We start from the raw sequence: 26,554 nt of genomic DNA, 5'->3' as shown, positions 1-26,554 counted from the left end.
TCCACCCTCCCCGTCCTGCGCGAGGCACTCGGCGTCCTCGTCGGCGGGCCCGGACCGCTCACCCGCCACCTGGAGGTCGAGACCTACACCTGGCAGGCCCTGCCGGCCGAACTGCGCCCCCGTACCCGCACCCAGCTCACCGAGGGCATCGCGGCCGAACTCGCCCTCGCACGCGACCTGCTGACCGACCTCGGTCTCAAGGAACTGCCATGACCACCACCCCCGCACCGGACCGGGCCCGGCGGCCCACTCCGCTTCTCGTCCTCGACGTCGTCGGCCTCACCCCCGGCCTCCTCACCCACATGCCGCACCTGACGGCCCTCGCCGCCTCCGGCTCACAAGCCGCCCTCGGCACCGTCCTGCCCGCCGTCACCTGCGCCGCCCAGTCGACCTTCCTGACCGGCACCCTGCCCGCGGAGCACGGCATCGTCGGCAACGGCTGGTACTTCCGCGACCTCGGCGAGGTCCTGCTGTGGCGCCAGAACAACGCCCTTGTCGGCGGAGAGAGGCTCTGGGACGCCGCCCGCCGCGCCCACCCCGGCTACACGGTCGCGAACATCTGCTGGTGGTACGCGATGGGCGCCGACACCGACATCACCGTCACCCCCCGCCCCGTCTACTACGCCGACGGCCGGAAGGAACCCGACTGCTACACCAGGCCCCCGCAGCTCCACGACGAACTCACCGGGAAATTCGGAACCTTCCCCCTCTTCCACTTCTGGGGCCCGGGCGCCGACCTGGTTTCCTCACAGTGGATCATCGACGCCTCCCGGCACATCATGCGCACCCGCCGCCCCGACCTCACCCTGTGCTACCTCCCTCATCTCGACTACGACCTCCAGCGCTTCGGCCCCGACGACCCGCGCTCACACCGGGCCGCCGCCGACTTCGACGCCGCACTCGCACCCCTCCTCGACGATGCCGCCCGGGAGGGCCGCACCGTCGTCGCGCTCTCCGAGTACGGCATCACCCGGGTCGGCCGGCCCGTCGACATCAACCGCGCCCTGCGCCGCGCCGGGCTCCTCGAGGTCCACACGCAGGACGGCATGGAGTACCTCGACCCGGCCGCCTCGCGGGCCTTCGCCGTCGCCGACCACCAACTCGCCCACATCTACGTCCGCCGGGAAGAGGACCTGGCGGAGGCCCGTACGGCCCTCGAAGGCCTGGCCGGCATCGACGAGATCCTGGACGACCGGGGCAAGAAGCGGCACGGCCTGGACCACCCCCGCTCCGGGGAACTGGTCGCCCTCGCCGAGCCCGACGCCTGGTTCACGTACTACTACTGGCTCGACGACGACCGCGCCCCCGACTTCGCGCGCCTCGTCGAGATCCACCGCAAACCCGGCTACGACCCCGCCGAACTCTTCATGGACCCGCTCGATCCCTATGTGAAGGTCAAGGCGGCCAAGGCGCTCGCGCGCAAGAAACTCGGCATGCGCTACCGCATGGCGGTCGTACCGCTCGACCCCTCGCCTATTCGGGGCAGCCACGGGCGCCTTCCCGAGAAGGAGACCGAAGGACCGGTCCTCATCTGCTCCACCCCCCATGCCGTGAACGGCCGCGTCGCCGCGACCGAAGTGAAAGCCCTGCTGCTTCACCTCGCCGGTATCGCCGAGACCAAGTGAATCAGCGGTAGGTCACCTCAGCATCGGGGATCACCCGGACTCCCACCCGGAACCGGCTCGAACAGATCCCTGACCGCACGACCCCCGCCCAGTCGACGCAAGGACCAGGAGACACCGCCATGAGCCGCAAACACACCCCGGCCGACGAGGAACTCGCACGCAGACTCAGCAGACGCGGCATGCTCGGTGTGGCCGCGGGCGCCACCGCCGCCACGCTCCTCGGCGCGGCCGCCGTCCCCGCCGCCGCGGCCACCACAACAGGCCCGGCGGGTTCGCCCGGCACCGCCGACCGGAGCACCGCCGACCGGAGCAGGGGCACCGGCCGGGGCCGTCCCGTGCTGCCCCCCGGCCGCCTCGGAATCCAGCTCTACAGCCTCCGCGACAAGGTCTCCACACTCGGCTTCGCCCCCGTCTTCGCCGAGCTGGAGCGCTACGGCTACGACGAGATCGAGTTCGCCGGCTACACCCAGGGCTCCGCGGGCGCCATCTCCCTCGCCCGGCTCAGACGCCTCGCCCGCGACCACGGGCTGAACCCCATCGGCAGCCACGTCGGCTACTACGCCGACGACCCCGCCGCCTACACCTTCGCGCAGAACCTCAGCAAGGTCCTCGACGACGCCGAAGCCCTCGGCCTCAAGCACATCGGCACCGCCTCCGGCCCCTGGCGCTACGGCGACACCGTCGACGGCTGGAAGCGCTGCGCCGAGGAGTTCAACCAGTACGGCGCCGAGGCGAAGAAGCGCGGCATGAAGTTCTACCAGCACAACCACGCCGAGGAGTTCTCGTTCGCGAGCGACCGCCCCGACGTGCGCCTCTACGACGTACTGCTCGCGGAGACCGACCCGGGTCTGGTCTACCTGGAGATGGACGTCTACTGGGCCTACGCGGGACAGTTCCGCTTCGGCAGGCGCGCCGACGGAACCCCCGCGCCCTTCGAACCCCTCGACTACGTACTGCGGCAGCCGCACCGCTACCCGCTGTTCCACGTCAAGGACGGCGAACGCGACGACTCCGTCCGCGACGGCTACCGCATGGTGGATGTGGGGGACGGCGACATCGACTACCGGAGGTTCATGTCCGCGGTCACCAGGCCTCACGGCGGCCGTCGCTACCACCACTGGCAGGCGGAGCACGACAACCCGGCGGACTCCTTCCTCTTCGCGCGGAAGTCCAGTGACCACCTGCACTCCCTGCGCGACGGGGGCTGCTGACCGGACCGGCCGCGGGTGCCCGGCGGCCGATGGGCCGCAGGTCCGGTTCGCCGTCCCGGACCCGCGGCCTGCGGCCTTCCCGCGGCGGCCCTCGGAGCCCCCACCGGGTCCCCGGCGCTCAGGCATAAGCTCAGCTTATGCCCCGCGTCGATACGCAGGTGAAAGGCACTCTCATTCCTTGGTATTGTTGTGTCTGTCGCCGCGGCCAACACCGCGGAGCAACCTTGTCCGGGTGGCGGAATGGCAGACGCGCTAGCTTGAGGTGCTAGTGCCCTTTATCGGGCGTGGGGGTTCAAGTCCCCCCTCGGACACAGAGGGAAGACCCCTGGCGAGCCAGGGGTCTTCCGCGTTTCCCCGGAACAAGCAGTGCCCTCCCCCGGGCGGACCGGGCGCGGCGCCGGAGCGGACCCGCGGCGCGGGACGCTGCCGCTGCGCCCGTGCCGGGACGCCGGGCACCAGGCGGGCGCCGGACGCCGGGCACCCGGCCCGCATCACGCCGATGCGGCCGTCTCCGGTTCCGCGCGCCGGACGGGGGGTGCGCCGAGATCCTCACCGGGCAGCACCTGCCGCAGGACCGTCTCCCCCAGGGCGGGCTCCCGCAGCGCCCGCTCGCGCAGGGTCTCCTGTTTCCACAGCCACCGCACGTCCCGCCCGAACGACCAGACGAGCAGGCCGAGCGCCAGCAGGACCGCCGCGAACGCCGGCGGACGCGGCAGGACCCCGGGGGCCGCCGCCAGCAGCGCGATCCCCTGGAGGGCCGCGACGGTCTTGCGGGCGTGGCTCGGCGGCAGCGGCGCGCGCAGCCACGGCAGCACCCGCGCCGCCGCGACGAAGGCGTAGCGCATGACGCCGATGCACAGCACCCAGGGCCCCAGCGAGGTGGCGACATGGACGCTGAGCACCAGGATGAGGAAGGCGTCGACCTCCATGTCGAAGCGGGCTCCCAGGGCCGAGGAGGTCCCGGTGCGGCGCGCGACCCGGCCGTCCACCGCGTCGAGGACGAGCGCCACCGCGGTGAGCGCGACCAGGACCGTGACCGGCGGAGGGCTCTCGAAGGAGTCGGCGACCAGCGCGGTCACACCCCCGACGAGCGTGGCCCTGGCGAGGGTGACGCGGTTGGCCGGGCCGAAGGAACTCAGCCAGCAGCGGCTCAGTGCGCGGTCCAGCACCGCCCAGGTCGCCGCGGTGAAAGCGACACCGGTCAGCCATCCCGCGGGTCCGAGGCCGATGGCCGCGCCGAGCACGGCCAGCAGGAGCAGCTGCGCACCCGCGCCGAAGACTGTCTCCTGCCGGAACAGCCTCGTGTCGTACGTGTTGTTCAGGGCCACCGTGAACCCTCCGGCTGTGTGGCAGATTCGATCAACGCCGCGTAGCGTGTTCGCGGCTTCGTGTCGATCAGTACGTGAAGCGTCGCCCGATCGTTCAGGAGAATGCCGATGCGCCACGCGGCCCGTGCCTTCTGGCTCAGCTCACCGGGCCGGGGCGAGATACGCGAGGTGGTCCTGCCCGAGCCCGGTGACGGCGACGTCGTGGTGCGCACCCTGTGTTCCGGGGTGAGCCGCGGCACGGAGTCGCTGGTGTTCCGCGGCGGGGTGCCGGAGAGTCAGTACGCCGAGATGCGGGCCCCGTTCCAGGAGGGCGAGTTCCCCGCACCCGTCAAGTACGGCTACCTCAACGTGGGCGTCGTCGAGGAGGGGCCCGGGGGGCTGGCCGGCCGTACGGTCTTCTGCCTCTTCCCGCACCAGACGCGGTACGTCGTCCCGGCGAGCGCCGTGACCCCGGTGCCGGACGGCGTGCCCGCCGGAAGGGCCGTGCTGGCGGGGACGGTGGAGACCGCCGTGAACGCGCTGTGGGACGCCGCGCCGCTGATCGGCGACCGGATCGCCGTGGTCGGCGCGGGCATGGTCGGCTCCTGCGTCGCCGCGCTGCTGGCCCGGTACCCGGCCGTGCGCGTGCAGTTGGTCGACGCGGACCCGGCGCGCGAGGCGACCGCGCGGGCGCTCGGCGTCGACTTCGCGCTGCCCGGCGAGGCCGAGGGCGACTGCGACCTCGTCGTGCACGCCAGCGCCACCGAGGAGGGACTCACGCGTTCGCTGGAACTCCTCCGCCCCGAGGGCACGGTCGTCGAACTGAGCTGGTACGGCGACCGGCGGGTCGCACTGCCGCTGGGCGAGGCCTTCCACTCACGCCGACTGGTGGTGCGCAGCAGCCAGGTGGGGGCCGTCTCCCCCGCCCGGCGTGCGAGCAGGACCTACGCCGACCGGCTTGCGCTCGCCCTCACGCTGCTGGCCGACCCCGCGTTCGACGCGCTCATCACCGGTGAGTGCGCGTTCGGGGAACTGCCGCAGGTGATGCCGCGGATCGCCGCCGGAGAGGTCCCCGGTCTGCTCTGCCACCGCGTTCTGTACGACCCGGCCGGTGATTCGGCGACGCACCCCTGAACACGGGTGACGGACCGGCCGTACTACACGACATGCCCCGTCAGGGGCCCGACGTGCCGCACCTGGAGGGTCGCCCGTTGTTCAGCATCACCGTCCGCGATCACCTCATGATCGCCCACAGTTTCCGCGGGGAGGTCTTCGGTCCGGCGCAGCGCCTGCACGGAGCGACGTTCCTCGTGGATGCCACCTTCCGCCGTCCGGAGCTGGACGACGACAACATCGTCGTCGACATCGGACTGGCGACCCGAGAGCTCGGCGCGATCGTCGGCGAGCTGAACTACCGCAATCTGGACGACGAGGAGGATTTCGCCGGTATCAACACCTCCACCGAGTTCCTCGCCAAGGTGGTCGCCGACCGCCTCGCCGACCGGGTGCACGCCGGCAAGCTGGGCGAGGGCGCCCGGGGGCTGGCCGGGATCACGGTCACCCTGCACGAGTCGCATGTCGCCTGGGCGAGTTATGAGCGTGCGCTGTGACCATGCAGACGGTGGACAGGCCCGACATCATCCCGACCTCCCTGCGCTCGATGCACTTCGTGATGCCGGGGGGCGTCGACGATCCCGCCGCGCCCAGCGGCGGCAACACCTACGATCGCAGGGTCTGCCTGGACCTGCCCGGCTTCGGCTGGCAGGTGCACCGGCACGCCGTGCCCGGCGCCTGGCCGCGGCCGGGCGCCGCCGCACGCCGGGAACTGGCCCGCACCCTGGCGCAGTTGCCCGACGGCACCGTCGTCCTGCTCGACGGGCTCGTCGCCTGCGGCGTACCGGAGATCGTCGTGCCGGAGGCGGCACGGCTGCGCCTGGCGGTGCTCGTGCACCTGCCGCTGGGAGACGAGACGGGGCTGGCGCCCGCCCTGGCGGCGGAGCTCGACGCCCGGGAGCGCAGCGTCCTGCGGGCCGTGTCCGCGGTCGTGGCGACCAGCGCCTGGGCCGCCCGCCGGCTGGTCGCCCACCACGGGCTGGCACCCGGCCGGGTCCGTGTCGCGGCCCCCGGCGCGGACATCGCGCCCCTGGCCTCGGGCACCAACGGGGTCTCCCGGCTGCTGTGCGTCGCCTCGGTCACCCCGCGCAAGGGCCAGCACCTGCTGGTGGAGGCCCTTGCCGGGATCGCCGACCAGCCCTGCGACTGCGTGTGCGTCGGCGGGCTCGGCCAGGACCCCGCGTATGTGGCCCGGCTGCGCGAGCTGATCGGGAAGCGGGGGCTCGGTGACCGGCTGACGCTGACGGGTCCGCGGGCCGGCGCCGAACTCGACGCCAGTTACGCCGCCGCCGATCTGCTGGTGCTCCCCTCCTCCGCGGAGACGTACGGCATGGCCGTCACCGAGGCCCTGGCGCGCGGCGTTCCGGTGCTGGCGACGGAGGTCGGCGGGCTCCCCGAGGCCCTCGGTCACGCGCCCGACGGCACCGTGCCCGGCCTGCTCGTACCGCCGGAGGATCCGGTGGCGCTGGCGGCGGCGCTGCGCCGCTGGTTCGGCGATCCGGGGCTGCGCAACCGGCTGAAGGCGGCCGCGCGCGGGCGCCGTGCCTCGCTGGACGGCTGGGCGACGACGGCGCGCAGCGTCGGCGGGGTGCTCGAGGACCTCCGGCGGGCACCCCGGAGGCCGCTGTGAGCACGACCGGCACCGGCACGGGCGAGGACACCGGCACCGTGACCACCAGCACCAGCACCGGTACCGGCACCACCGGCACCGAGACCACCGGCGCACCGCAGTACGCCCCCGAGTGGCTGGAGCTGCGCGAGGGCGCCGACGCCGCGGCGCGGGCCACCGAACTCCTGGGCCCGCTGAGCGAGTTCCTCGGGCGGCACGCCGATCGGCCGCACGTCGTCCACGACCTGGGGTGCGGCACGGGCTCCATGGGACGCTGGCTGGCGCCGCGGCTGGACGGACCACAGCACTGGGTGCTGCACGACCACGACCCGCGGCTGCTCGGCCTGGCCGCGGCGCAGACACCGCGCACCGCCGCCGACGGCAGCGCCGTCACTGTCGCCGTGGAGCACGGCGAGCTGTCCGCGCTGGGCGCGGCGGACCTCGCCGGTGCCTCACTGGTGACGGCGTCCGCGCTGCTGGACGTGCTCACCGCCGAGGAGGTCGAGGGGCTGGCCGCCGCCTGCGCCGGTGCCGGGTGCCCCGCGCTGCTGGCGCTGTCGGTGGCCGGCCGGGTCGACCTCATGCCCGGCGACCCGATGGACGCCGCGATCGCCGACGCCTTCAACGCCCACCAGCGGCGCGGCGCGCTGCTGGGTCCCGACGCCGTCACGGTGGCGGCGGAGGTCTTCGCGCGGCACGGTGCGACGGTACGGCTGCACGCCAGCCCGTGGCGGCTCGGCGCCGAGGCGTCGGCGCTGACCGCGCAGTGGCTGCGCGGCTGGGTCGGTGCCGCCGTGGAGCAGTGTCCGGAGCTGGCGCCGGACGCCGGGGAGTACCTGGACCGCAGGCTCGCGCAGTGCGCGGCGGGCGGGCTGCGCGTGGTCGTGCACCACAGCGATCTGCTGGCGCTGCCCCGGCCGGCGGAAGGGGCGGCGTGATGGCCCGGGCGATCAGGTCGCGGCTGGGCATGCTGGCCGGAGCGGCCATCCTCACCGCGCTGGTGTGGCGCCTCGGTACCGGGGCGTTCCTGGACGGTCTGCGCAGGATCGACGGCGCGACGCTGCTCGCGGCCCTCGGCATCGGCCTGCTGACCACGGTGTTCAGCGCCTGGCGCTGGTGCCTGGTGGCGGGCGGGCTGCGCATCCGGCTGCCGCTGGGCCGGGCCGTCGCCGACTATTACCGGGCGCTGTTCCTGAACGCGGCGCTGCCCGGCGGTGTGCTCGGCGACGTGCACCGCGCCGTGCGGCACGGGCAGGGCGCGGGCGATCTCGGCCGGGGGGTGCGCGCCGTCGTCCTGGAGCGCACAGCGGGACAGGTGGTGCTGATCGTGGCCGGCGCCGCGGTGCTGCTGGCCGACCCGCCGGTGTCCCTGGCGCCGGTGCACTCCCTGGCAGGCCCCGCCCCGGCCGCCGTGCTGCTGCTCGCCGTGCCGGCCGCCCTGGCCATCGCCCTCGCGATCGCCGTGGCGGTGCGGTCGGCCCGGCGGCCCGCCGCGCGCCGGCCCGGGACGGCCCGGTGGCGGCGCGCGGTCCGCGCGATGTCGGCCGAGGCCCGGGCCGGGCTCCTGACGCGCCGGGCCCTGCCCGGGGTGCTCCTGTCCTCCGTGGTGGTGCTGGCGGGCCATCTCGGCATGTTCCTGGTCGCCGCGCGCGCGGCCGGATCAACCGCGCCGGCCGCCCAGTTGCTGCCCCTGATGGTGCTGGCCCTGCTCGCGATGGCGCTGCCGCTGAACATCGGCGGCTGGGGTCCCCGGGAGGGCGTCACCGCATGGGCCTTCGGCGCCGCGGGCCTCGGCGCGGCACAGGGGCTGACCGTGGCGGTGGTCTACGGAGTGCTCGCCTTCGCCGCGGCCCTGCCCGGCGCGCTGGTCCTGGCGGGCCAGTGGGCCGCCGGACTCCGGCGCCCGCAGGTCGAGTTCGAACAGGGTGTCCTCGCCGAGGACGGCGCGCCGCGTCGGCGGACGCAGCGCCTCCCGCATCACCGGCGTACCGGCGAAGCGCAGGCCGGGGACGCCGTCACCGAGAAGGACCGGTGCCACGGTGACGTAGAGGCGGTGCAGCGCCTGCTCGTGGAGGAAACGCGACACCGTGACGCCGCCTCCCTCGACGAGTACCCGGCCGAGGCCCCGGCGCGCCAGCGTGCGCACCAGGCTGCGGGGCGCGAACGAGGAGCGGTCCGGCAGGACGATTACGTCGACGCCGTCCGGAGGGTCCGGCACGTGGTCGCCGTCGGCGCCCACGATCCACAGGGTGGGTGCTGACCGGTCGGTGAACACCCGCCGGTGGGCGGGGACCCGGCCCCGCGGGTCGAGGACCACGCGCACCGGGTTGGCCCCGGTGCAGGCGCGCACGGTCAGCTGGGGGTCGTCGGCGACGGCGGTGCCGGCGCCGACGAGCACCGCGTCGGCGAGGGCGCGCAGCCGGTGGAGATGACGGCGGTCCTCCTCGCCGGTGACGTAGTCGGCGTCGCCGGTGCGGGTGGCGATGAACCCGTCCAGGCTCTGACCGAGCTGGGCGAAGGCGAGGCGCGGTCCGGCGAGGCACAGCGGAAGGTAGCGGTCGGCGAGGGCCTGCGCGCCGGGCGACGCGGGCCGTCTCCAGCGGTGGCAGCCGTCCGCGTCGCGGGTGAGGCCGGCGGCTTCGGCGTCGTCGTCGGTGCGGACGCCGCGCAGCCGCTCCCAGGCTTCTTCGGTGTGCAGTACGCCGGTCACGGGGCCTCCTGGGCCGTCGGGTCGAGCAGTGCGAGGTACTCGCCGAAGGAATCGACGAGTGAGGCGAGGAGTTTCTTTCCCTTCTCCGCGGAGGCTTCGGAAGGACGGCCGATGACGCCGGACTCCGTGTACGCGGACATACCGAGAGTGAGGAGGTGTTTCCTGTCATCGGCAAGGAAATCGGAGGTCTCATAACCGGCGCGGACCAGTTCGGGATGCGCGTGCAGGAGGATGGACGTCTCCAACTCGCCTGCGTGCATATCGCTGTGGGACGGCGTCAGCACTCCCGCTTCGGTTCGTGCGGTGTCCCAGTCGGCCGGGCCGGGGAACAGCGCCATGCGGGTGCCGCCGCCGGCGGATTCCTGAACCACGTTGCGCAGTACGTAATTTCCGCCGTGCCCGTTCACCAGAATGAGGGACTTGATGCCGGATCGGTGGAGGGATCCGGCGATGTCGCGCACGATCGCGTGCAGGGTGGTGGCGGAAATACTGACGGTTCCGGGCCAGTCGGCGTGCTCGTGGGAACAGGAGACCGTCAACGGCGGGAGGTGCAGCACGGGATGGGCCGCGGCGACCTCCCGGGCGATGACGCAGGCGACGACGGTGTCGGTCACCAGCGGAAGGTACGCTCCGTGCTGCTCGAAGCTTCCGACGGGGAGGACGGCGACGCGGGCCCCCGCGGCCCCGACGTCCGCCGTCGTGTCCGGCGGCAGCAGGCCGGGCAGGGCCGTGCGCCGGCCTCCAGAAGTACTCATGCTTTTCCCGGCCTTTCGAACGTGGTGAACTGGTCGGCGAGTTGTTGCTCCTTCTCATTTTCGCGCACGTTGCCGCGACGTACCAGATAGGGTCGGGACATGACAGAAAGTGACGGGATGTTCGACGGCGGGGCTCGCACTTCGGGTGCTCTCGCTTCAGGTGTCGAACGCGTGGTGAATGTCCGGCTGTCCACTGTGCACGGCGATTTCCTCGCTTTCGGATACCTGGACCGAAACAGCGGGGAAGAACAAATAGCTCTCGTCCACGGCGATGTGGAGCGTGAGGGCGTGCTGGTCCGTGTGCATTCGGAGTGTCTGACGGGGGACGCCTTCGGATCGCGGCATTGCGAGTGCGGTGAGCAACTGTCCGCCGCGCTGCGGGCCATCGTGGCGGAGGGGAACGGGATTCTCGTCTACCTCCAGGGCCACGAGGGGCGCGGCATCGGCCTGCTGGCCAAACTGCGGGCCATGAAGCTTCAGGCGGAGGGTCTGGACACGGTCGAGGCGAACCTCGCCCTCGGGCTGCCGGTGGACGCGCGTGACTACCGGGTCGCGGCTGAGATGCTGCACGACCTCGGGGTGCGCTCGGTGCGGCTGATGTCGAACAACCCCCTCAAGCACGAGGCGTTGCTGCGGCACGGAGTCAAGATCGCCGAGCAGGTGCCGCTGCTGATCCCGCCCTGCGAGGAGAACCTGCCCTATCTGCGCACGAAGAAGGACCGTCTGGACCACTACCTGCCGCACCTCAACGGTGCTGCGGCGGAGCGTTCCTGACATAACGCCGGGTCACGGCGGGCGCACTGCACGGTTCCGCCCGCCGCCCCCGCCGCCCCTGGCACAGCCCGGCCGAGCCCGGGCCGTCTGCGATCGGCGCAACTGACGGCACACCGGCTCGTGCGGTCGGCCGCCGGTCTCGGCGAGCAGGTCCGCGCGGCGGCCTCCCACACCTCCTGGATGAACGCCACCGCGCCGCGGACCCAGTGGAGGACGGACCCGGTCGGCGGATGGGCGTTCTGCAGGAGGACCACTCCGCACTGGCGGCGCACCGCGGACCGGTCGAGAGCCGCGAGGTCCTTCCCGTCGTGGAGCACGCTCCCGGACAGCGGCCGTTCGAAGCCGTTCAGCAGCCGCAGCAGCGTGAACTTGCCGCAGACGCGGCACGAGGACGTGGTGGGGGGGTGAAGACGGGCGCCCCCGTACCGCCTGTGCGCCCCGGGCGGTGTCTCCCCAGGGGGCGGGACGCAGCGTCTCAGAGGCCGGCGACCCGATTCGCGGCCCAGGCGGTGTCGACGCCGGTGGCGGACCCGACGATGCCGGTGACCTCGCCGACGACCGGGGAGACACGGCACCCGGCCCGGCGCCGCGCGGGGCCGGGTGCCGTGCGCCGGCCTCGCATCGTGTGCAGATTCGCCGGGGGTAACGTTTCGACCATGCCATCTCGCAGGCCCTCACGGCCCCGGCCCTCGTCCGCCGCCGTCTCCGCCACCTCGCCCTGCCCCTGCGGGCGGACCGCCCCGTACGGCGAGTGCTGCCGGCGCTTCCACACCGGACAGGCCCCGGCGCCGACCGCCGAGGCGCTGATGCGTTCCCGCTACAGCGCCTACGCCGTGCGCGACGCGGCCTACCTGCTGCGCACCTGGCACCCGGACACCCGGCCGCCCGGGATCGGCTTCGAGGGCGCACCCCGCTGGACCGGCCTCGACATCCTGGAGACGACCGGCGGCAGCGCCTTCCACACCGAGGGCACCGTCACCTTCCGCGCCCGCTTCACCGACCGGGGACGTCCCGGCTCGATGCACGAGCGCAGCCGGTTCACGCGCCACGAGGGCGCCTGGGTGTATGTCGACGGGGACGTCACGCCGTGAGCCCCGGCCGCGGCCGCCCCGCGGCGGCTACTGTCGGCTGAGGGAGCGGGAGATGCCCGCCACGACCGTGGTGGCGAGGATCCAGCCCATGACCACCAGGAGGTACGACAGCCACTGCTGCGCGCCCTCGGGCGCGAAGGCGCGTTCCTGCCCGAAGTCGATGATCGGCAGCAGCAGGTCGAGGGTGTAGAAGACCGGGTTGAAGTCGGGGGCCTCACCGGCCTTCAGCGGCTGCGGCCGCTCGAGCGCGAAGGCGACCGTCCCGGTGAGCAGCAGGGCCGACAGCCAGCCGGTGGCGCGCATCGGGCGGAAGCCGTAGCCGACGGCCGCGTCCTGGAGGTAGCCCCATGCCCTGGCGTACCAGGGCAGCGTGCCGCGGTGGCGGCGCAGCTTCTCGAGCTGCACGGTGCGAGCGGCGGCCTCGTCGCCGATCGCCCGGTATGCCCCGGCCAGTTGCTCGTAGGAGTGCGGCACATAGCCGGCGTCGTCGCGGCCGAGCACCGGGAGGCGTTCCGCGGCCGGCAGATGCGGCACGAGACTGCGGTAGGTCAGGCCGTCCAGCTTCACGGTCCGGGGCCAGGCCCCCGGCGGGACGTGCAGGACGTCGAACTGGGCGCGCCGCAGGTTGACGGCGCCCTCGACGGGCTCCGCCTCGCGCAGCCACAGTTCGCCCGCCACGCAGCTGCTCGCGCGCAGCGCGTCGCCGCCCGGGTTGGACAGCGTGGCGCGGCTCAGGTTGAGCTGGCCGCCTATCCTGGCGCCCCGCAGATTGACCCTCCCGCGTGCGCACAGCCGGTACGCGCGCAGGTCGGTGCCGACAGTGAGGGTCTCGGCGTGCAGGGCGGTGCCGCCGGGGAGGCTCAGCCGGGCGTGGTCGAGGTTCACCTCGCCGGCGACGGTGGCGCCGTTCATCCGGACCTGGCCGTGGGCGACCAGGTCGGGGGCCCACACGTCGGTCCCTATGTCGGCGTGGTTGAGCTGCAGGACGGGTTCCCCGTGCGCCGAACCGTCCGCCCCGCCGTCGCCCGCGCCGTCGCCCGCGAGGGCCGGGTCGCCCAGTTCGGTGCCGTTGGCGAAGAAGGCCCCGGCGATCCTCGATCCGGCCAGGCGCACGGGGCCCGTTATTCGCGAGCACGTCAGGCGCAGGACGCCCTCGAAGCGGGCCGAGCCCGCGTTCAGCCCCGGTAGTTCGGAGTCCTGCAGGACCACTTGGCGCAGCTGCGCCCCGTACAGGTTCGGAGCCTGCTCGAAGTGGCACTCCCGCAGCCGCACAGGATGTTCGACGGTGGCGTACATCAGGTCCAGTTCGCCGGTGATCCGGGCGCCCCAGACCTTCAGCCCGGCGATCTCGCCGTCCGCCGGGGCGACGCCGAGCAGCAGTGCCCGCAGCACTTCGGCGCGTATCGTCCGGTCACCGCCCTCGGGATCCTGGCGGAAGTCGACACCCTCGCCCCGCGGGAACGCCAGCCGCACTCGGCGCTCCGCGGGTGTCAGGTCGGCGATCTCCATCGCCCGGACTGTGCCGCGAGTGGGCTCAGACTGTCAACTCCGGCTCTGCCTGCGCCTTCTCCAGCGCGCCGAGCGGCGCGGGGGCGGGACCGGTGCCGCGCACGGGTCCCGCGGCAAGGACCGGAGCCGCACCGTGCGCGGAAGCCGGGGCGTGCGCGGTGACGGAGGTGTGCGCGGTGATGGAGGTGTGTGCGGTGACCGGGGTGTGCGCGGGAGCCGCGCCGTGGACCGGTCCGGGGCAGGAACCCTGTGCGGGAGCCGCACCGGTGGCCGAGGCGTGCCGTCGGCGCGCCGCGCCCACGGGGCGCACCGGGCACGGACTCGCCACGACGGCGTAGTCGGGCCCGAGGAAGTCCGGGGTGAGGTCGCCGGTCTCCTCGCCGAGGGCGAGCCGCAGCGCTGCCCAGGGCGCGTTGACCCCGCACAGCGAGAGCTGGTGCAGTCCCCCGGCGGCCCGGGTGTTGATGTCCAGGAGGACCGGCCGCTCACCCAGCATCCGGAACTGAATGTTCGTCAGGTAGTGCAGTCCGAAGTGCTCGGCGACCCCCCGGGCGGGCTCCAGCCACGCCGGGTCGAGCGAGAATCCGCGCCTCCGCCCGTTCTTGGTGCGCGCCACGGCGAGCCTGACCCGCCCGTCGGGACCGGTGAGACAGTCCACCGACACCTCCGGCGAGGAGAGGTACGGCATGACGATCCACTGGACGGGTTCCCGGGCGCCGCGCAGTGCCTGGAGGACCAGGTCGAGCGGGACGTACGGCGAGACGTACCCGGTCAGGTGGAGCATGGAGAACGGCTGGCGCGTGATGATCCGGAAGCCCTCACCGCCCGCTCCCGACGCGGGCTTCAGGCAGGCCTTCCCGCCTTCGCTCTCGATCTCCCCGACCGCGGCGAGCAGTTCCTCCTCGGTGCTCACCCGCCACCACCGCGGCACCGGGAATCCGGCCGCGGCGAGGGCCTCGTAGGCCGGGATCTTGTCCTCGAAGACGGAGATGGCCCCGGCCGGCGGCGAGAGCACCGTCGTGCCGGTCTCGGCGAAATCGGCCCGGTGTGCGGCGACGGCGGCCTGGTTCAGCCGCGGTACGAAGACGTCGATGCCGTGCCGGGCACAGTGGTCGAGGGCGTATTCGACGTAGGCGGACGGGGTGAGGCCCTCGGGTTCGAGGGTGGCCTCGTCCGCGGCCATCAGCACCGGCGAGTCGGGATCCGTGTGGCTGGCATGGACGTGCACCGCTCTGCGCTGCGGATTATGGCGCAGCTGCTCGATGAAGAACACGTTCTCCGCGTACGTTCGATTGAGCCAGACGCGTACGCGGTTGTCCATGCGTGGTGCCTTTCGTTCCGGGCGCGGGATGCGCGGAGGTGCCGGCGTGCGGCGGTGTGCGGGTACGACTGTGGTGCGGGTACGGCTTTGGGTACGGCTGGGCCGGGAGAGGTCGGCCCGGCCGGGCCGCGTTGTGGAGTGAGGGCGCGCCGCGTCGGCGTGCGGACGGGGGCGTTGGAGACCGATCCGGGCCGGAAGCGCTAGGAGCGATCATAGAGGCCTCGCGGGGGCTTCTTGATACGAGTGTGTTAATGATTGGGCAATCCTGGGGAGGAACTCGTGCCGTATCCCTCGCGGTCGGTCGCGGACGTGGAGGTCGTTCCGCTGTGCGACGCCGTAGGACCCATGGGCGAGGCGCTCGCCCGGCCGCTCGGCGAACTCTTCGGCGGGCCCGGTCATCCGGTGTGGAGCGGCCCCTGCGGCCATGCCCCGCAGGACGGCTGGGTGCTGCACTTCCACTGCTTCCTGCTGCGGGACCCCGCCGGGCGCACGGTCCTGGTGGACACCGGGGTCGGGCCCCTGGACTCCCCCGCCGCGAGCTGGGCGCCGGTGCCGGGGCGGCTCGCCGCAGAGCTGGCGGCGGCCGGCACGGAGCCGGACGAGGTGGACGCCGTGGTGCTCACCCATCTGCACAGCGACCACGTCTCGGGCAGTCTGGCCGCCGACGGTGTCTCCCCCGCCTTCCCCAACGCCCGGTACGTCGTGCAGCGGGCCGAGCTGGACTGGGTGGCGCGCGCCGGATCACCGCTGGCCGAGGCGGTCGTCGAACCGCTGCGGAAGGCGGGCTGCCTGGACGTGGTGGACGGTGTGCGGGCGCTGGCCGCCGGGGTGGAGACGGTGCACACCCCGGGCCACACTCCCGGTCACCAGTCGGTGCGGGTCGGGGACGGCGCGCTGCTGGTCGCGGGTGACGTGCTGCACCACCCGGTGCAGCTCGCCGACCCGACGGCGGCCTATCTCTACGACGAGGACCGGGAGCGGGCCACGGCGACCCGGCAGGCGGTGCTGGAGGCGCTGGCGGCGAGCGGCGGGGTCCTGGCCACCGCGCACTTCCCCGAGCCGTTCACGGCGCTGCCCGGGAGCCGCTGAGGGGCCCGGGGAGGGGTCCCGGGAGCCCCCGGGACCGGCTCACTGCGCGTACAGCCTGGCTATGTCCTGGGCGTACGCGCTGACGATGGCGCCGCGTCTGAGCTTCATCGAGGGCGTCATGTGCCCGTGCGCCATGCTGAACTCGTGCGGCAGGATGCGGAACGCGCGGATCGACTCGGCGCGTGACACCTTGGTGTTGGCCCGGTTGACCGCGCGCCGTATCTGGGCGCGCAGGTCCTCGTCGTCGGCCAGCGCCTCGGGCGCGGCCGGTGTCCGGCCCTGGAGCTGCTGCCAGTGGTGCAGGGCCTCCGGGTCCAGGGTGATCAGGGCCGCGACGTAGGGCCGGTCGTCGCCGACGACCAGGCACTGCGAGATCAGCGGGTGCTGGCGGAGCTGTTCCTCCAGGGTGAGCGGGGACAGGCTCTTGCCGCCGCTGGTGATGATGATGTCCTTCTTGCGGCCGGTGATGACGAGATACCCGTCGTCGTCGAGGTGGCCGAGGTCGCCGGTGGCGAACCAGCCGTCGTGCAGGACCGCCTCGGTGGCCTTGGGGTTGTTGAGGTAGCCGGCGAAGACGACGTCGCCGCGGACCCACACCTCGCCGTCCCTGGCGATGTGCACGGTGCATCCGGGCAGCGGTCTGCCGACCGTGCCGAAGCGGGGTGCGTCGACGGGCTGGGCGGTGACGGCGGCGGTGGTCTCGGTGAGGCCGTAGCCGTTGTAGAGGGTGATGCCCGCCCCGGCGAAGAACAGCCCGAGCTGCCGGGAGAGTGTGGAGCCGCCGGAGACGGCGTTGCGGACGCGGCCGCCGAGCACGTCGCGGATCTTGCCGTAGACGAGCCGGTCGTAGACCTTGTGCTTCATGCGCAGGGCCGGTCCGGGGCCGGGACCGGTCCCGCTGGTGCGGGCCTCCAGCGCCTCGGCGTAGCGCATGGCCGTCTGCGCCGCCCGGTCGAAGAGCCGGACGTGGCCGTCGGCCTCGGCCGCCCGGCGGGCCTTGTCGTAGATCTTCTCGAAGATGTACGGCACGGCGTACACGGACGTCGGCCGGAAGGAGGCGAGGGCCGGCAGCAGCGCGTGCGGGGACAGGTCGGGCTGGTGGCCGAGAATGACGCCGCCGCGCACACAGCCGACGACGACCATGATGCCGTAGCAGTGGGCGACGGGCAGGAAGGCGAGCACGGAGGGCTGTTCGCCGGGCGCGGCAAGGATGTGGCCCCAGTCGGCGAGCAGGGAGTCGCACTCGTACATCAGATTGCCGTGGGTGATCAGGCAGCCCTTGGGGCGTCCCGTCGTTCCGGAGGTGTAGCAGATCGCCGCCGTCTGGTCGGGCTGGACGGCCATGCGGTGCTGGCGGACGGCGTCGTCCTCGACGCCGTACCCCTGGGCGGCGAGCTGGTCCAGGCAGCCGTTGTCCATCTGCCATATGCGCACCAGGCCGGCCGTGGGGTCGCCGGCGGCACCCACGGTCATGACCTGTTCCTCGTTCTCGACGACGATGGCCGTGACCTCGGCGTCGTGCAGGATCCAGGAGAGCTGGTCGGTGGAGGCGGTCGGGTAGACGGGAACGACCTGGGCGCCGAGGGACCACAGGGCGTACGCGAGCACCGTCCACTCCTCGCGGGTGCGGGACATCAGCGCGACCCGGTCGCCGAAGCGGATGCCGTGGGCCAGCAGTCCCTTGGCCACGGCCAGGACCCGGTCGCGGAACTCGGCCGCGGTGACGGGCACCCATTCGTTCGGGTCGTGCCCCGGGCGACGGGCCATCTGCACGAGGTCGGGCGTACGCTCGGCCGTCTCGTAGACGGAGTCGGCAAGCCCTCCCCACTGAGGCGGTTCCACCACCCGTGGAAGGCTCATCTCCCGCATGACGGCCCCCTTCTGACGTCTCTGCGCGCCCCATGGTCGCTGGGCGACTGCCAGCGAAAACTACCTGCCGTGGAGGAGGACTGCACAGCTATCCGCCAGAAGCGACCGTTCTGTTACCACGGGGGGTTTCAGAGGTCCTCGGTACGGGGCCGCTCCTCAAACTCCCGTTCCCATAGCGGATGTTCGCGCTCCGCCCAGGACCGCTCGACGCTGCCGGTCCGCATGCCGCGCCGCGCCGCCGGGTCGGCGAGGGCCATTCCGATGTGCCCGGCGAGGACGATGCCGATGGCGAGGGCGAGCCAGTCGTGCACGAAGGTGGCGCCGGTACGCCACACCAGCGGTGTGAGACCGGTGAACCACATCAGCAGGCCGGTGCCGAGCATCACCAGGGCCGCGCCCGCGATCCAGGAGGCGTACAGCTTCTGCCCGGCGTTGAACTTCCCGGCGGGGCGGGCCTCCTGACGCCGGTCGCGGTGCACCGCGGCGCGCAGCCACCGCCGGTCGTGCGGCCCGAACCGGCCCAGGCGGCGCAGGTCGGCGCGCAGCGCGCGGGAGGCCAGGCCGAGCAGCAGCGGTACGGGGAGCAGCAGCCCGGACCACTCGTGGAGGGTGACGACGAGGTGGCGGCGGCCGACGAGTTCGGCGAACTGCGGGACGTACAGGCACGCGGCGGTGGCGACGCACAGTCCGGTCAGTGCGGCGCTGGTCCGGTGCACCCACCGTTCCGCGCGGGTGAAGCGGCGCAGGAGGGCGCCGCGCGCGCCGGGCCGAGCCGTCGCGGGCGTCGCGGGCGTCGCGGGCGTCGCGGGCGTCGCGGGCGTCGCGGGCGTCGCGGGCGTCGCGGGCGTCGCGGGCGTCGCGGGCGTCGCGGGCGTCGCGGGCGTCGCGGGCGTCGCGGGGTCAGACGGTGGGCGCATCGTCACGTCCGTTCGACCGTCCCACCCACGCGTCGGTGTCGTAGCCGCGTTCCTCCCAGTAGCCGGGGTCGACCTCGCGGGTCAGGGTGATTCCGGAGAGCCACTTCGCGGACTTGTAGAAGTACATCGGCGCGACATAGAGGCGCACCGGCCCGCCGTGGGCATGGGCGATGTCCTTGTCCCGCATGCGCAGGGCCACGAGGACGTCGTCCCGGCGGGCCTGGGAGAGAGTGAGGCTCTCGCTGTACGTGCCGTCGAAGCAGGTGAAGCGGATGGCACGGGCCTCGGGCCGGACGCCCGCCGCGTCGAGGAGGTCGGAGAGCACCACTCCCTCGAAGGGCGTTTCGGGGACCCGCCAGCCGGTGACGCACTGCACGTCGCGCACGATCCGCCGCTGCGGCAGGGCGCGCAGCCGGTCGAGGGTGTAAGTGGCGGGCCGGTCGACGAGTCCGTCGATCCTGAGCCGGTAGGAGCCCGCGTCGCGGTGCGGCACCGAGGCGGCGACCGAGTAGTAGCGGAAGCCGCCGCCGTTCGGCAGCAGTCCGGTGAGCCCGGTGGGGTCCTTCTGCGAGGCCGCGCCCAGGGCGCTCTCCAGGCCGCGCTGGAGGTACGGCGCCGTGGCGACCCCCGCGGCGCCGAGGCCGAGCATGCCGAGGATCACGCGGCGGCCGACCGGCGTGCCCCGCCCGCCGGGCGCGCCGTGCGCCGGGTCCGTGTCTGGCTTCTGGTTCACCCTTCGATCGAAACACCCCGGCCGCCGTGGAGCGAGCGACCGGGGGTTTCCGTCAGACTTTCTTCAGATTCGGGGGTCGGGCGCGCGCTTCAGACTCGGGGGTCGGGCGCGGCCGCCCGCCCCGTCAGAGGGCGCCGCCCTCCGCGGCCTTCTCCAGCTGGAACGCCTCGTTGCCCAGGCCGATGCGGGCGTGCGCCTCGGGCCTGGTGCGGCGCAGCACCACCCCGTAGACGAGGCCGGCGACGAGGGCGAGACCGATGACGCCGGGCAGCACCCAGTTCAGCGCGGAGCCGGGTCCCGAGCCGACCAGGACGTCGAAGTCCTTGACGGTGTAGCCGGCGATCACCAGGAGGGCGAGGGCGGCGAGGCCGGAGGCGGTGATCCGCCAGATCTGGGCGGTGGCGGCCCCCCGGCGCACGAAGAAGGCGATGATCGCGACGGAGGCGCCGGCCATCAGCAGGATGATGCCGAGCGCGCCGACGTTGCCCATCCAGGTGAACAGGTGCAGGACGGGCGCGGTGGGGTCGCCGGCGGGCTTGTCGTCGGTGATCGCGAAGGCGAGGACGACGACGGTGGCGATGGCGGTCTGGAGCAGCGAGCCGGTGGCGGGGGCGCCGGTGGCTCTGTTCGTACGGCCGAAGGCGGCGGGCAGCAGGCCCTCGCGGCCCATGGCGAAGGCGTAGCGGGCGACGACGTTGTGGAAGCTGATCATCGCGGCGAACATGCCGGTGACGAAGAGGATGTGCAGCACGTCGGTGAAGGTGGCGCCCAGCCGGCTCTCGGTGAGGGAGAACAGCAGGCCGGGTCCCTGTTCCGCGGACTGCCCGACGATCGAGGAGGGGCCCGCGGCGACGGTCAGCGCCCAGGAGCTGAGCGCGAAGAAGAAGGCGACGAAGCCGACGGCGAGGAACATCACCCGGGAGACGACCAGGTGCGGGCGGCTGGTCTCCTCGGCGTAGACGGGGGCCTGCTCGAAGCCGACGAAGGCTGCGATGGAGAAGCAGAGCGCGGTGCCGAGGCCGGCGCCGGTCAGGGTGCCCGGGTCGAAGGCGTGCAGCGACAGGCCCTCCTTCGCGGGGTCGGCGACGGCGGCGACGTCGAAGATGACGACGAGCACGCACTCGATGAGCAGCAGTACACCGAGGACCCTGGCGTTGAGGTCGATCTTGAGCCAGCCCAGCACGCCGGTGACGGCGACGCCCGTCAGGGCGGGTATCCACCAGGCGACGGTCGTGTCGAGGTAGGTGGCGAGGAGGCCGGACACCTCGAAGCCGAGGATGCCGTAGATGCCGACCTGCATGGCGCTGTACGCGACCATGGCGACGAAGGAGGCGCCGGCGCCCGCGGTGCCGCCGAGGCCGCGCGCGATGTACGCGTAGAAGGCGCCGGCGTTGTGGACGTGCCGGCTCATCTCGGCGTAGCCGACGCTGAACAGCGTCAGGACGGCGCCGAGGATGATGAAGAGCAGCGGCAGCCCCTCCATCCCCATGACACCGAATGTGGTGGGCATGACACCCGCCACGACCATGAGCGGGGCGGTCGCGGCGAGCACCGAGAGCAGGAGGCCCGCCGTGCCGATGCGGTCGGCCCGCAGGGCCCTGTCCTGGCCCTTGAAGGTGTTGATCGTGCCGGTCGCGCCGGCTGGGCCGGCGCTCGCGTTCGTGCTGGTCTCGCTCGAACTTCCCGTCTTCATGGCCGGGTTGGTCCTTCCGGATGGGGGTGTGGGTGTACCGGGCGTCTACACCGAACCGAGCGCGGCGCTGCGCGCGGCACGGAAAGCCTTGAGGGGGTCGCGGTCCGGGTAGGACCAGGGCGCGCGGGTCGCGTGCGGGCCGATGCGGTGGAAAAGGGCGGCGGCCTCCGCGGGGCGGTCCGCGCAGAACTTGGCATGCGCGAGGAAGTTGAGGTCGATGCGGTTGCGCGGATGGTCCTCGCGCTCCCACTCGAGCCACCAGTCGAAGGCGCGCCGCATCACCTGGCGGGCCCTGCGGCCCGTCCAGTGGGCGGAGGCCGCGGGGTTCTTCGGTTCCAGGCCTGCCGCGGCCAGCACCCGGTAGCGCTCGGCGTGGGCGATCACCGGCAGGACGGCCAGCGGCGAGTCGGCGGGCGCCTGCTCGGCCGCCCAGGCCGCGAAGTCGTACACCTCGTGCATCGGGTCCTGCCCCGCGTCGGGCCGGCGCTCGGCGAGCCTGGCCGCGATCAGGTGGTGCGCGTGGTGGTGCTCGGGATGGCGGATGCGGACCTCGTCGAAGAGCTGGGTGACCTCTTCCTCGGTGCCCAGAGTCCGGGCGAGCAGCAGCAGTCCGAGCCAGGGGCTGGGGTCGTCGGGGACCAGCTTGGCGACGGTCCGGCAGGCGTCCTGGGCCCGCTCGACCGGCGCCTTGCCCCGGATCGCGCGGAAGACCGTGGCGAAGGCGTGCAGCGACGCCGCGTCCACGCTCTCGGGCTCGGCGATCTGCCAGTCCTGGGCCCAGGCGGCGGTGGTGCCGGGTTCCGCCAGGACCACGAGCCGGTGTCCCCGGCGGTCCCAGTCGTCACCGGTCTCCGCGAGGAGGGTGCGTGCCTTCGTCCAGCGTCCCTGGGCCAGAGCCTCGCGCACGGAGGCGAGTTCGGCGTCGTCGAGAGCCGGGTCGAATGACAGGGCGTCCCTGTTGCGGGAGCGTCCGAGGGGAGGCGGAGGTGGGGGCATCCGCGGGACATCCTCCACGGCGCGAAACGGAAAGGTACGGAATGATCACGCACAGCAAAGCGGTAGGCACGGCTCCGAGTCAAGGCCGAACACCCGGTGCCGGCACACACAAGCGCTTGCCCGGGGTGGGGAGTTGAGGCTGGCACGAGTAAGCACGGGGTGCCCCCCGGCAGCCCGTCCGCGGGCCCGTGCGGCGCGGCGCGCGCGCCCGGCGTGCGCCGGGATCCCGGTGACCGGGCCGCTCACCCGGCCGACCGCCCGGAAAGCCGTCCGGAGAGCCGGTCCGGAGAGCCGTCCGCGCCGCCGGACCGTACGCCGTCACCGGCACCCGCGACGGCCGGAGACGACTGTGACCGAGTCAACAGCCTCGCCGGACGGTCGCCGACCGCGCGGCCGAGGCCCCGGCCCGCGCCGCCGGACAGCCCTTCCCCACCCGGCTCCGAGCACACCCACACCGCCGCCCGGCACTCGGCCGGTCCGACAGCGGTACCGACCACGCCCGGCACGGCGGCCCGGCCCTCGGCTCGGAGCGCCGCGCTCGGTGTGGTCGTGGAACCGCAGCTCGTCGAGGCGCTCCAGGTCGAAGGCGAGCGAGCCGCGCTCCCCGTACCGCTGTCCGAGATGGGCGCCACTTCTGACGCTGACCGTCACAGCACCTTCGCCGGCTGTCACGGCGTTCCGCACCCGGCGGTCCCAGTGCGGCGGCCAGGACCAGCTCGATCTCCGCCGGGTCAAGCCCGGCCGCTCGCCGGCTCACTCCTGATGCGGCGCGTCAGGCTGCCCAGCCGCCGGGCGGCGCCACCGAGGCAAAGCACGCGGGTTCGGTTGCCGCCCCCGCGTCTCGGGGGACAGCGCCATGACCGGCCCTCCCTCGCGCGAACGCTCCGGACGGGCCGGCCGCGGGGCAAAGCGGCGCACGGGCCGGGGCGGGACAGCACGCGGGCCGCGCCGGGGCGGCACCGGGTCCGACGGCGCCTGCGCGGGGCGCCGCGTGCGCGGGCCGGGCTCGGCCGGGCGGCAGGACCGGGTCGGGCGGTCAGGAGACCGCGGCCGCGGCGGCGCGGCCCGCCGCGCGGCCCGAGAAGAGGCAGCCGCCGAGGAAGGTGCCTTCGAGGGAGCGGTAGCCGTGGACGCCTCCGCCGCCGAAGCCCGCCGCCTCGCCCGCCGCGTACACACCGGGCAGCGGGTCCCCGCTCTCCGTGAGGACGCGGGAGGACAGGTCGGTCTCCAGGCCGCCGAGCGTCTTGCGGGTCAGGATGTTGAGGCGTACGGCGATCAGCGGACCGGCCTTCGGGTCGAGGATGCGGTGCGGCGCGGCCGTGCGGATGAGCCGGTCGCCGAGGAACCTGCGGGCCCCGCGCATCGCCGTCACCTGGAGGTCCTTGGTGAAGGGGTTGGCGATCTCCCGGTCCCTGGCGGTGATCTCGCGGCGCAGTTCCGCCTCGTCGATGAGCGCCTCCTTCGTGACGGCGTTCATGCCCCGCACCAGCGCGCCCAGGTCCTTCTCCACGACGAAGTCGGCGCCGTGGTCCATGAACGCCTTGACGGGCACCGGGACTTCGGCGCGGGCGCGCCCGATGACGTCACGGACGGACCTGCCCGTGAGGTCCGGGTTCTGCTCGGAGCCGGAGAGCGCGAACTCCTTGCCGATGATCTTCTGGTCGAGGACGAACCACGTGTGGTCGTAGCCGGTCCTCATGATGTGTTCCAGCGTCCCGAGCGTGTCGAACCCGGGGAAGAGCGGCACCGGCAGGCGCCTGCCTCGGGCGTCGAGCCAGAGGGAGGAGGGGCCGGGCAGGATGCGGATGCCGTGCTTGTCCCAGATGGGGTTCCAGTTCTCGATGCCCTCGGTGTAGTGCCACATCCGGTCGCGGTTGACGAGGTGCCCGCCGGCCGCCTCCGCGATGCCGAGCATCAGCCCGTCGACGTGCGCGGGCACACCGGAGAGCATCCGCTCCGGGGGCGTTCCGAGCCGCTCGGGCCAGTTGGCCCGCACCAGTTCGTGGTTGCCGCCGATGCCGCCGGAGGTGACCAGGACCGCCTGGGCACGGTACTCGAAGTGCCCGGTGACGGTGCGACTGCTGGCGGTGCCCCGTTCGGCCTCGGAGGGTTCCAGGATCTCGCCGCTGACGGTGTCGACGGCGCCCGCGCTGCGCGCGAGCCCGGTGACCCGGTGCCGGAACCGGAGCTGCACGAGGCCCCTGGCGGCCCCGGCCCGCACGCGCCGCTCGAAGGGCTCGACCAGTCCGGGTCCCGTCCCCCAGGTGATGTGGAACCGGGGCACGGAGTTGCCGTGCCCGTTGGCGTCGTAGCCGCCGCGTTCGGCCCAGCCGACCACGGGGAAGAAGCGCACGCCCAGGGCGTGGAGCCAGGCCCGCTTCTCGCCGCACGCGAAGTCGACGTACGCCTCGGCCCACTTGCGCGGCCAGTGGTCCTCGGGGCGGTCGAAGGCGGCCGTGCCCATCCAGTCCTGGAGGGCGAGTTCCCTGCTGTCCTTGATACGCAACCGCCGCTGCTCGGGCGAGTCGACGAAGAACAGCCCGCCGAACGACCAGTGCGCCTGGCCGCCGATCGACGCCTCGGGCTCCTGGTCGAGCAGGATCACCCTTCTCCCCGCGTCGACGAGTTCGGCGGTGGCGGCAAGACCCGCGAGGCCCGCGCCGATCACTATCACGTCTGCGTCGTAGGCCATGGTGTCCGTCCTTCGTGCGGCCGCCCGGTTACCGGTGAGTGAGATCTTGGAGGCTGACGCCCCCACCGTCAACGAGTCTCGCCGACGGGCTTCAGGGCCTGGTTGGATGGCCGCCATGGGCTCCGCTGACGAACTTCTGGACATCGTCGACGAACAGGACCGGGTCGTCGGGCAGGCCCGGCGCGCCGACAGCTACGCGCGCCGGCTGCGCCACCGCTGCGTCTTCGTCCTGGCGCGCGACGCCGAGGACCGGATCTTCGTGCACCGCAGGACGGCGGCCAAGCTGGTCTTCCCCTCGCTGTACGACATGTTCGTGGGCGGTGTCGTCGGGGCCGGCGAGTCCTACGAGGCGGCGGCGCTGCGCGAGGCGGAGGAGGAACTGGGCGTGCGGGGGCTGCCGGCGCCCGTGCCGCTGTTCAAGTTCCTCTACGAGACCGGGGAGCACAGCTGGTGGTCGGCGGTCCACGAGGTGCGCTGCGAGCCGCCCGTGGACCCGCAGGCCGAGGAGATCGCCTGGCACGCGTTCCTGACCGAGGAGGAGCTGGCGGCGCGGCTCGGCGAGTGGGAGTGGGTGCCGGACGGCCTGGAGGCGTACCGGCGGCTGCGGGAGTGGCGGGCCGGACGCGGCTGACACCCGCCGGAAGGCAAGCCCCGGCACAAACGCCCCGGTCCGCCCGGAGAGCCCGCCGGCGGCGGGCCCGGGCATCCCGGCGGGCCCGGTGCCGCCCCTTCCCGCCCGGGACCGGCCGGGCGGGCCTCCCGCGGGGGCGCGTCCCGGGCCCGCCCCCGGCGGGCGAGTAAGGTGCGGTCGTGACCAACCTGCGGCGGACCCTGGGGCTGTGGCTGGCCCCTGAGCGCATCCGTGAGGAGGGGGAGACACCGGACTACCGTTTCTCGCTCGCCAACGAGCGCACCTTCCTGGCCTGGCTCCGCACCGCCCTCGCCCTCGTCGGCGGCGGCTTCGCGGTGGACCAGTTCCTGCCGGACCTGTGGGGTCCCGCCCGGATCGGCACGGCGGTCGCCCTGCTCGTGGCGGGCGCCCTCGGCGCGCTGCGGGCCGTCAACCACTGGGTGCGCACCGAGCTGGCCATGCGGCACGGCGAGGACCTGCCGGTGTCCCGCTTCCCGGTGCTGCTGAGCCTCGTGGTGAGCCTGGTCGCGGCGCTGATGGTGGTCGTCGTGCTGTTCGGCTGGGGCGGTGCGGGGTGAAGCCGGTCCGGGATCCCGCGCTGCAGCCGGAGCGCACCCGCCTCGCCTGGCGCCGTACGACGCTGACGGTCACGGTCGTCGCCGTTCTCGCGGTCCGGCAGGCGGCCCACCAGGGGCTCACCCCACCGCGGGTCCTGGGCGTGGCACTCGGCGCGCTGCTGTGGCTGGCCTTCCTCCTGGTGGCCCACCGCCGTATCGAGGGCCTGGACAGCCCCAGGCCCGGGGCCCTGACCCCGCGCGCCGCGCTCGCGGCCGCGGTCTGCACGGTGGCGTTCGCGGCCCTCGCGGCCGCGGTCCTCTGACGGTGCGGCCACGGTCCGCGGGCGGGCAC

General features: G+C 73.4%; 23 protein-coding genes, 1 tRNA gene and 4 pseudogenes. 15 read left to right on the top strand and 13 right to left on the bottom strand.

Annotated features, from left to right (window positions below):
- From GUY61_RS11530 to GUY61_RS11515, 4 genes and pseudogenes are all read left to right on the top strand, one after another.
- Nucleotides 1-213, top strand: a pseudogene (locus tag GUY61_RS11530) (xylose isomerase); the annotation flags it as partial.
- The gene (locus tag GUY61_RS11525; RefSeq protein WP_166630006.1) at nt 210-1,625 is read left to right on the top strand and encodes a nucleotide pyrophosphatase/phosphodiesterase family protein; all 1,416 of its coding nucleotides are present in this window, start codon (nt 210-212) and stop codon (nt 1,623-1,625) included. The pseudogene GUY61_RS11530 and the gene GUY61_RS11525, both read left to right, overlap by 4 nt.
- Before the next feature lie 119 nt (nt 1,626-1,744).
- A complete protein-coding gene (locus tag GUY61_RS11520; protein WP_166630005.1) occupies nt 1,745-2,836 on the top strand; it encodes a sugar phosphate isomerase/epimerase in 1,092 nt (363 codons plus the stop codon).
- A 226-nt stretch (nt 2,837-3,062) separates the two neighbouring features.
- Nucleotides 3,063-3,147: transfer RNA gene (locus GUY61_RS11515), tRNA-Leu, on the top strand.
- Nucleotides 3,148-3,327: 180 nt separating this feature from the next.
- On the opposite strand, the gene GUY61_RS11510 is transcribed toward GUY61_RS11515, so the two are convergent.
- The gene (locus GUY61_RS11510) at nt 3,328-4,164 is read right to left on the bottom strand and encodes a CDP-alcohol phosphatidyltransferase family protein (RefSeq protein WP_166630004.1); all 837 of its coding nucleotides are present in this window, start codon (nt 4,162-4,164) and stop codon (nt 3,328-3,330) included.
- A gap of 108 nt (nt 4,165-4,272) precedes the next feature.
- Here GUY61_RS11510 and GUY61_RS11505 point away from each other — a divergent pair, with 108 nt between their 5' ends.
- From GUY61_RS11505 to GUY61_RS40065, 5 genes and pseudogenes are all read left to right on the top strand, one after another.
- Nucleotides 4,273-5,277 (top strand): zinc-binding alcohol dehydrogenase, encoded by a 1,005-nt coding sequence (locus tag GUY61_RS11505; protein WP_166630003.1) that lies wholly within the window; start codon nt 4,273-4,275, stop codon nt 5,275-5,277.
- 77 nt (nt 5,278-5,354) lie between these two features.
- Entirely contained in the window at nt 5,355-5,753 is a 399-nt protein-coding gene (locus GUY61_RS11500; RefSeq protein ID WP_166630012.1) for a 6-carboxytetrahydropterin synthase, read from the top strand.
- Between the two features lie 2 nt (nt 5,754-5,755).
- The gene (locus GUY61_RS11495; protein ID WP_166630010.1) at nt 5,756-6,886 is read left to right on the top strand and encodes a glycosyltransferase family 4 protein; all 1,131 of its coding nucleotides are present in this window, start codon (nt 5,756-5,758) and stop codon (nt 6,884-6,886) included.
- Nucleotides 6,883-7,803, top strand: coding sequence for an SAM-dependent methyltransferase (locus GUY61_RS11490; protein ID WP_398955087.1), 921 nt, complete (start codon nt 6,883-6,885; stop codon nt 7,801-7,803). The genes GUY61_RS11495 and GUY61_RS11490 overlap by 4 nt, the downstream gene beginning before the upstream one ends.
- Nucleotides 7,803-8,765: pseudogene (locus GUY61_RS40065) on the top strand (lysylphosphatidylglycerol synthase transmembrane domain-containing protein); the annotation flags it as partial. The gene GUY61_RS11490 and the pseudogene GUY61_RS40065, both read left to right, overlap by 1 nt.
- 171 nt (nt 8,766-8,936) lie before the next feature.
- Here GUY61_RS40065 and GUY61_RS40060 read toward each other — a convergent pair.
- Nucleotides 8,937-9,575, bottom strand: a pseudogene (locus GUY61_RS40060) (RibD family protein); the annotation flags it as partial.
- A complete protein-coding gene (locus GUY61_RS11480; protein WP_166630001.1) occupies nt 9,572-10,330 on the bottom strand; it encodes a creatininase family protein in 759 nt (252 codons plus the stop codon). The pseudogene GUY61_RS40060 and the gene GUY61_RS11480, both read right to left, overlap by 4 nt.
- 99 nt (nt 10,331-10,429) lie before the next feature.
- Here GUY61_RS11480 and ribA point away from each other — a divergent pair, with 99 nt between their 5' ends.
- Nucleotides 10,430-11,104 carry a GTP cyclohydrolase II gene (gene ribA, locus GUY61_RS11475; RefSeq protein ID WP_166630000.1) on the top strand — a complete coding sequence of 225 codons (675 nt, stop codon included), beginning with the start codon at nt 10,430-10,432 and terminating at the stop codon, nt 11,102-11,104.
- Nucleotides 11,105-11,312: 208 nt separating this feature from the next.
- Here ribA and GUY61_RS41820 read toward each other — a convergent pair.
- Both GUY61_RS41820 and GUY61_RS39155 read right to left on the bottom strand, forming a co-directional pair.
- Nucleotides 11,313-11,481 (bottom strand): annotated as a pseudogene (locus GUY61_RS41820) (ATP-binding cassette domain-containing protein); the annotation flags it as partial.
- A 98-nt stretch (nt 11,482-11,579) separates the two neighbouring features.
- A complete protein-coding gene (locus GUY61_RS39155; RefSeq protein WP_208105837.1) occupies nt 11,580-11,726 on the bottom strand; it encodes a hypothetical protein in 147 nt (48 codons plus the stop codon).
- Between the two features lie 34 nt (nt 11,727-11,760).
- Between GUY61_RS39155 and GUY61_RS11470 the strand changes: the two genes are divergently transcribed.
- Nucleotides 11,761-12,195 (top strand): YchJ family protein, encoded by a 435-nt coding sequence (locus tag GUY61_RS11470; RefSeq protein ID WP_166629999.1) that lies wholly within the window; start codon nt 11,761-11,763, stop codon nt 12,193-12,195.
- Nucleotides 12,196-12,222: 27 nt separating this feature from the next.
- Here the strand turns inward: GUY61_RS11470 and GUY61_RS11465 are convergent, their stop codons facing one another.
- Nucleotides 12,223-13,704 carry a membrane-associated oxidoreductase gene (locus tag GUY61_RS11465; RefSeq protein ID WP_166629998.1) on the bottom strand — a complete coding sequence of 494 codons (1,482 nt, stop codon included), beginning with the start codon at nt 13,702-13,704 and terminating at the stop codon, nt 12,223-12,225.
- 25 nt (nt 13,705-13,729) lie between these two features.
- A complete protein-coding gene (locus tag GUY61_RS11460) occupies nt 13,730-15,025 on the bottom strand; it encodes an ATP-grasp domain-containing protein (RefSeq protein WP_166629997.1) in 1,296 nt (431 codons plus the stop codon).
- Between the two features lie 279 nt (nt 15,026-15,304).
- Between GUY61_RS11460 and GUY61_RS11455 the strand changes: the two genes are divergently transcribed.
- Nucleotides 15,305-16,114, top strand: coding sequence for an MBL fold metallo-hydrolase (locus GUY61_RS11455; protein WP_313896622.1), 810 nt, complete (start codon nt 15,305-15,307; stop codon nt 16,112-16,114).
- Nucleotides 16,115-16,153: 39 nt separating this feature from the next.
- On the opposite strand, the gene GUY61_RS11450 is transcribed toward GUY61_RS11455, so the two are convergent.
- From GUY61_RS11450 to GUY61_RS11425, 6 genes are all read right to left on the bottom strand, one after another.
- The gene (locus GUY61_RS11450) at nt 16,154-17,983 is read right to left on the bottom strand and encodes a long-chain fatty acid--CoA ligase (RefSeq protein WP_166629996.1); all 1,830 of its coding nucleotides are present in this window, start codon (nt 17,981-17,983) and stop codon (nt 16,154-16,156) included.
- Between the two features lie 128 nt (nt 17,984-18,111).
- Nucleotides 18,112-18,729 carry a cytochrome b/b6 domain-containing protein gene (locus GUY61_RS11445; protein WP_166630007.1) on the bottom strand — a complete coding sequence of 206 codons (618 nt, stop codon included), beginning with the start codon at nt 18,727-18,729 and terminating at the stop codon, nt 18,112-18,114.
- Between the two features lie 154 nt (nt 18,730-18,883).
- Entirely contained in the window at nt 18,884-19,549 is a 666-nt protein-coding gene (locus GUY61_RS11440) for a molybdopterin-dependent oxidoreductase (protein ID WP_166630008.1), read from the bottom strand.
- 208 nt (nt 19,550-19,757) lie between these two features.
- Nucleotides 19,758-21,326 (bottom strand): APC family permease, encoded by a 1,569-nt coding sequence (locus tag GUY61_RS11435; protein ID WP_166629995.1) that lies wholly within the window; start codon nt 21,324-21,326, stop codon nt 19,758-19,760.
- Nucleotides 21,327-21,371: 45 nt separating this feature from the next.
- Nucleotides 21,372-22,322, bottom strand: coding sequence for a hypothetical protein (locus GUY61_RS11430; RefSeq protein WP_166629994.1), 951 nt, complete (start codon nt 22,320-22,322; stop codon nt 21,372-21,374).
- A gap of 1,036 nt (nt 22,323-23,358) precedes the next feature.
- Nucleotides 23,359-25,014, bottom strand: coding sequence for an FAD-binding dehydrogenase (locus GUY61_RS11425; RefSeq protein WP_166629993.1), 1,656 nt, complete (start codon nt 25,012-25,014; stop codon nt 23,359-23,361).
- 115 nt (nt 25,015-25,129) lie between these two features.
- Between GUY61_RS11425 and GUY61_RS11420 the strand changes: the two genes are divergently transcribed.
- The 3 genes from GUY61_RS11420 (at nt 25,130) to GUY61_RS11410 (ending at nt 26,525) form a co-directional block, all read left to right on the top strand.
- Nucleotides 25,130-25,645, top strand: coding sequence for an NUDIX hydrolase (locus GUY61_RS11420; RefSeq protein WP_208105835.1), 516 nt, complete (start codon nt 25,130-25,132; stop codon nt 25,643-25,645).
- Between the two features lie 179 nt (nt 25,646-25,824).
- On the top strand, nt 25,825-26,223 hold the full coding sequence (locus GUY61_RS11415) for a DUF202 domain-containing protein (RefSeq protein ID WP_166629991.1): 399 nt from the start codon (nt 25,825-25,827) through the stop codon (nt 26,221-26,223).
- Nucleotides 26,220-26,525: a DUF202 domain-containing protein gene (locus GUY61_RS11410; protein WP_166629990.1), complete on the top strand. Its 306-nt coding sequence runs from the start codon at nt 26,220-26,222 to the stop codon at nt 26,523-26,525. The genes GUY61_RS11415 and GUY61_RS11410 overlap by 4 nt, the downstream gene beginning before the upstream one ends.
- Nucleotides 26,526-26,554: the final 29 nt, after the last annotated feature.

It is taken from the genome of Streptomyces sp. GC420, from assembly GCF_009916105.1.
GTDB lineage: Bacteria > Actinomycetota > Actinomycetes > Streptomycetales > Streptomycetaceae > Streptomyces.
Note: the sequence above shows the minus strand (reverse complement) of the source record. Positions and strands in the feature narration are given on the sequence as shown.

Excerpts from the sequence above, each read along its gene's own strand:
- GUY61_RS11525 (WP_166630006.1), top strand. The coding sequence starts at position 210 with ATGACCACCACCCCCGCACCGGACCGGGCCCGGCGGCCCACTCCGCTT.
- GUY61_RS11450 (WP_166629996.1), bottom strand. The coding sequence starts at position 17,983 with ATGCGGGAGATGAGCCTTCCACGGGTGGTGGAACCGCCTCAGTGGGGA.
- GUY61_RS11495 (WP_166630010.1), top strand. The coding sequence starts at position 5,756 with ATGCAGACGGTGGACAGGCCCGACATCATCCCGACCTCCCTGCGCTCG.
- GUY61_RS11480 (WP_166630001.1), bottom strand. The coding sequence starts at position 10,330 with ATGAGTACTTCTGGAGGCCGGCGCACGGCCCTGCCCGGCCTGCTGCCG.
- GUY61_RS11440 (WP_166630008.1), bottom strand. The coding sequence starts at position 19,549 with ATGCTCGGCCTCGGCGCCGCGGGGGTCGCCACGGCGCCGTACCTCCAG.
- ribA (WP_166630000.1), top strand. The coding sequence starts at position 10,430 with ATGACAGAAAGTGACGGGATGTTCGACGGCGGGGCTCGCACTTCGGGT.
- GUY61_RS11505 (WP_166630003.1), top strand. The coding sequence starts at position 4,273 with ATGCGCCACGCGGCCCGTGCCTTCTGGCTCAGCTCACCGGGCCGGGGC.
- GUY61_RS11435 (WP_166629995.1), bottom strand. The coding sequence starts at position 21,326 with ATGAAGACGGGAAGTTCGAGCGAGACCAGCACGAACGCGAGCGCCGGC.
- GUY61_RS11460 (WP_166629997.1), bottom strand. The coding sequence starts at position 15,025 with ATGGACAACCGCGTACGCGTCTGGCTCAATCGAACGTACGCGGAGAAC.
- GUY61_RS11430 (WP_166629994.1), bottom strand. The coding sequence starts at position 22,322 with ATGCCCCCACCTCCGCCTCCCCTCGGACGCTCCCGCAACAGGGACGCC.
- GUY61_RS11425 (WP_166629993.1), bottom strand. The coding sequence starts at position 25,014 with ATGGCCTACGACGCAGACGTGATAGTGATCGGCGCGGGCCTCGCGGGT.
- GUY61_RS39155 (WP_208105837.1), bottom strand. The coding sequence starts at position 11,726 with ATGCGAGGCCGGCGCACGGCACCCGGCCCCGCGCGGCGCCGGGCCGGG.
- GUY61_RS11465 (WP_166629998.1), bottom strand. The coding sequence starts at position 13,704 with ATGGAGATCGCCGACCTGACACCCGCGGAGCGCCGAGTGCGGCTGGCG.
- GUY61_RS11520 (WP_166630005.1), top strand. The coding sequence starts at position 1,745 with ATGAGCCGCAAACACACCCCGGCCGACGAGGAACTCGCACGCAGACTC.
- GUY61_RS11470 (WP_166629999.1), top strand. The coding sequence starts at position 11,761 with ATGCCATCTCGCAGGCCCTCACGGCCCCGGCCCTCGTCCGCCGCCGTC.
- GUY61_RS11420 (WP_208105835.1), top strand. The coding sequence starts at position 25,130 with ATGGGCTCCGCTGACGAACTTCTGGACATCGTCGACGAACAGGACCGG.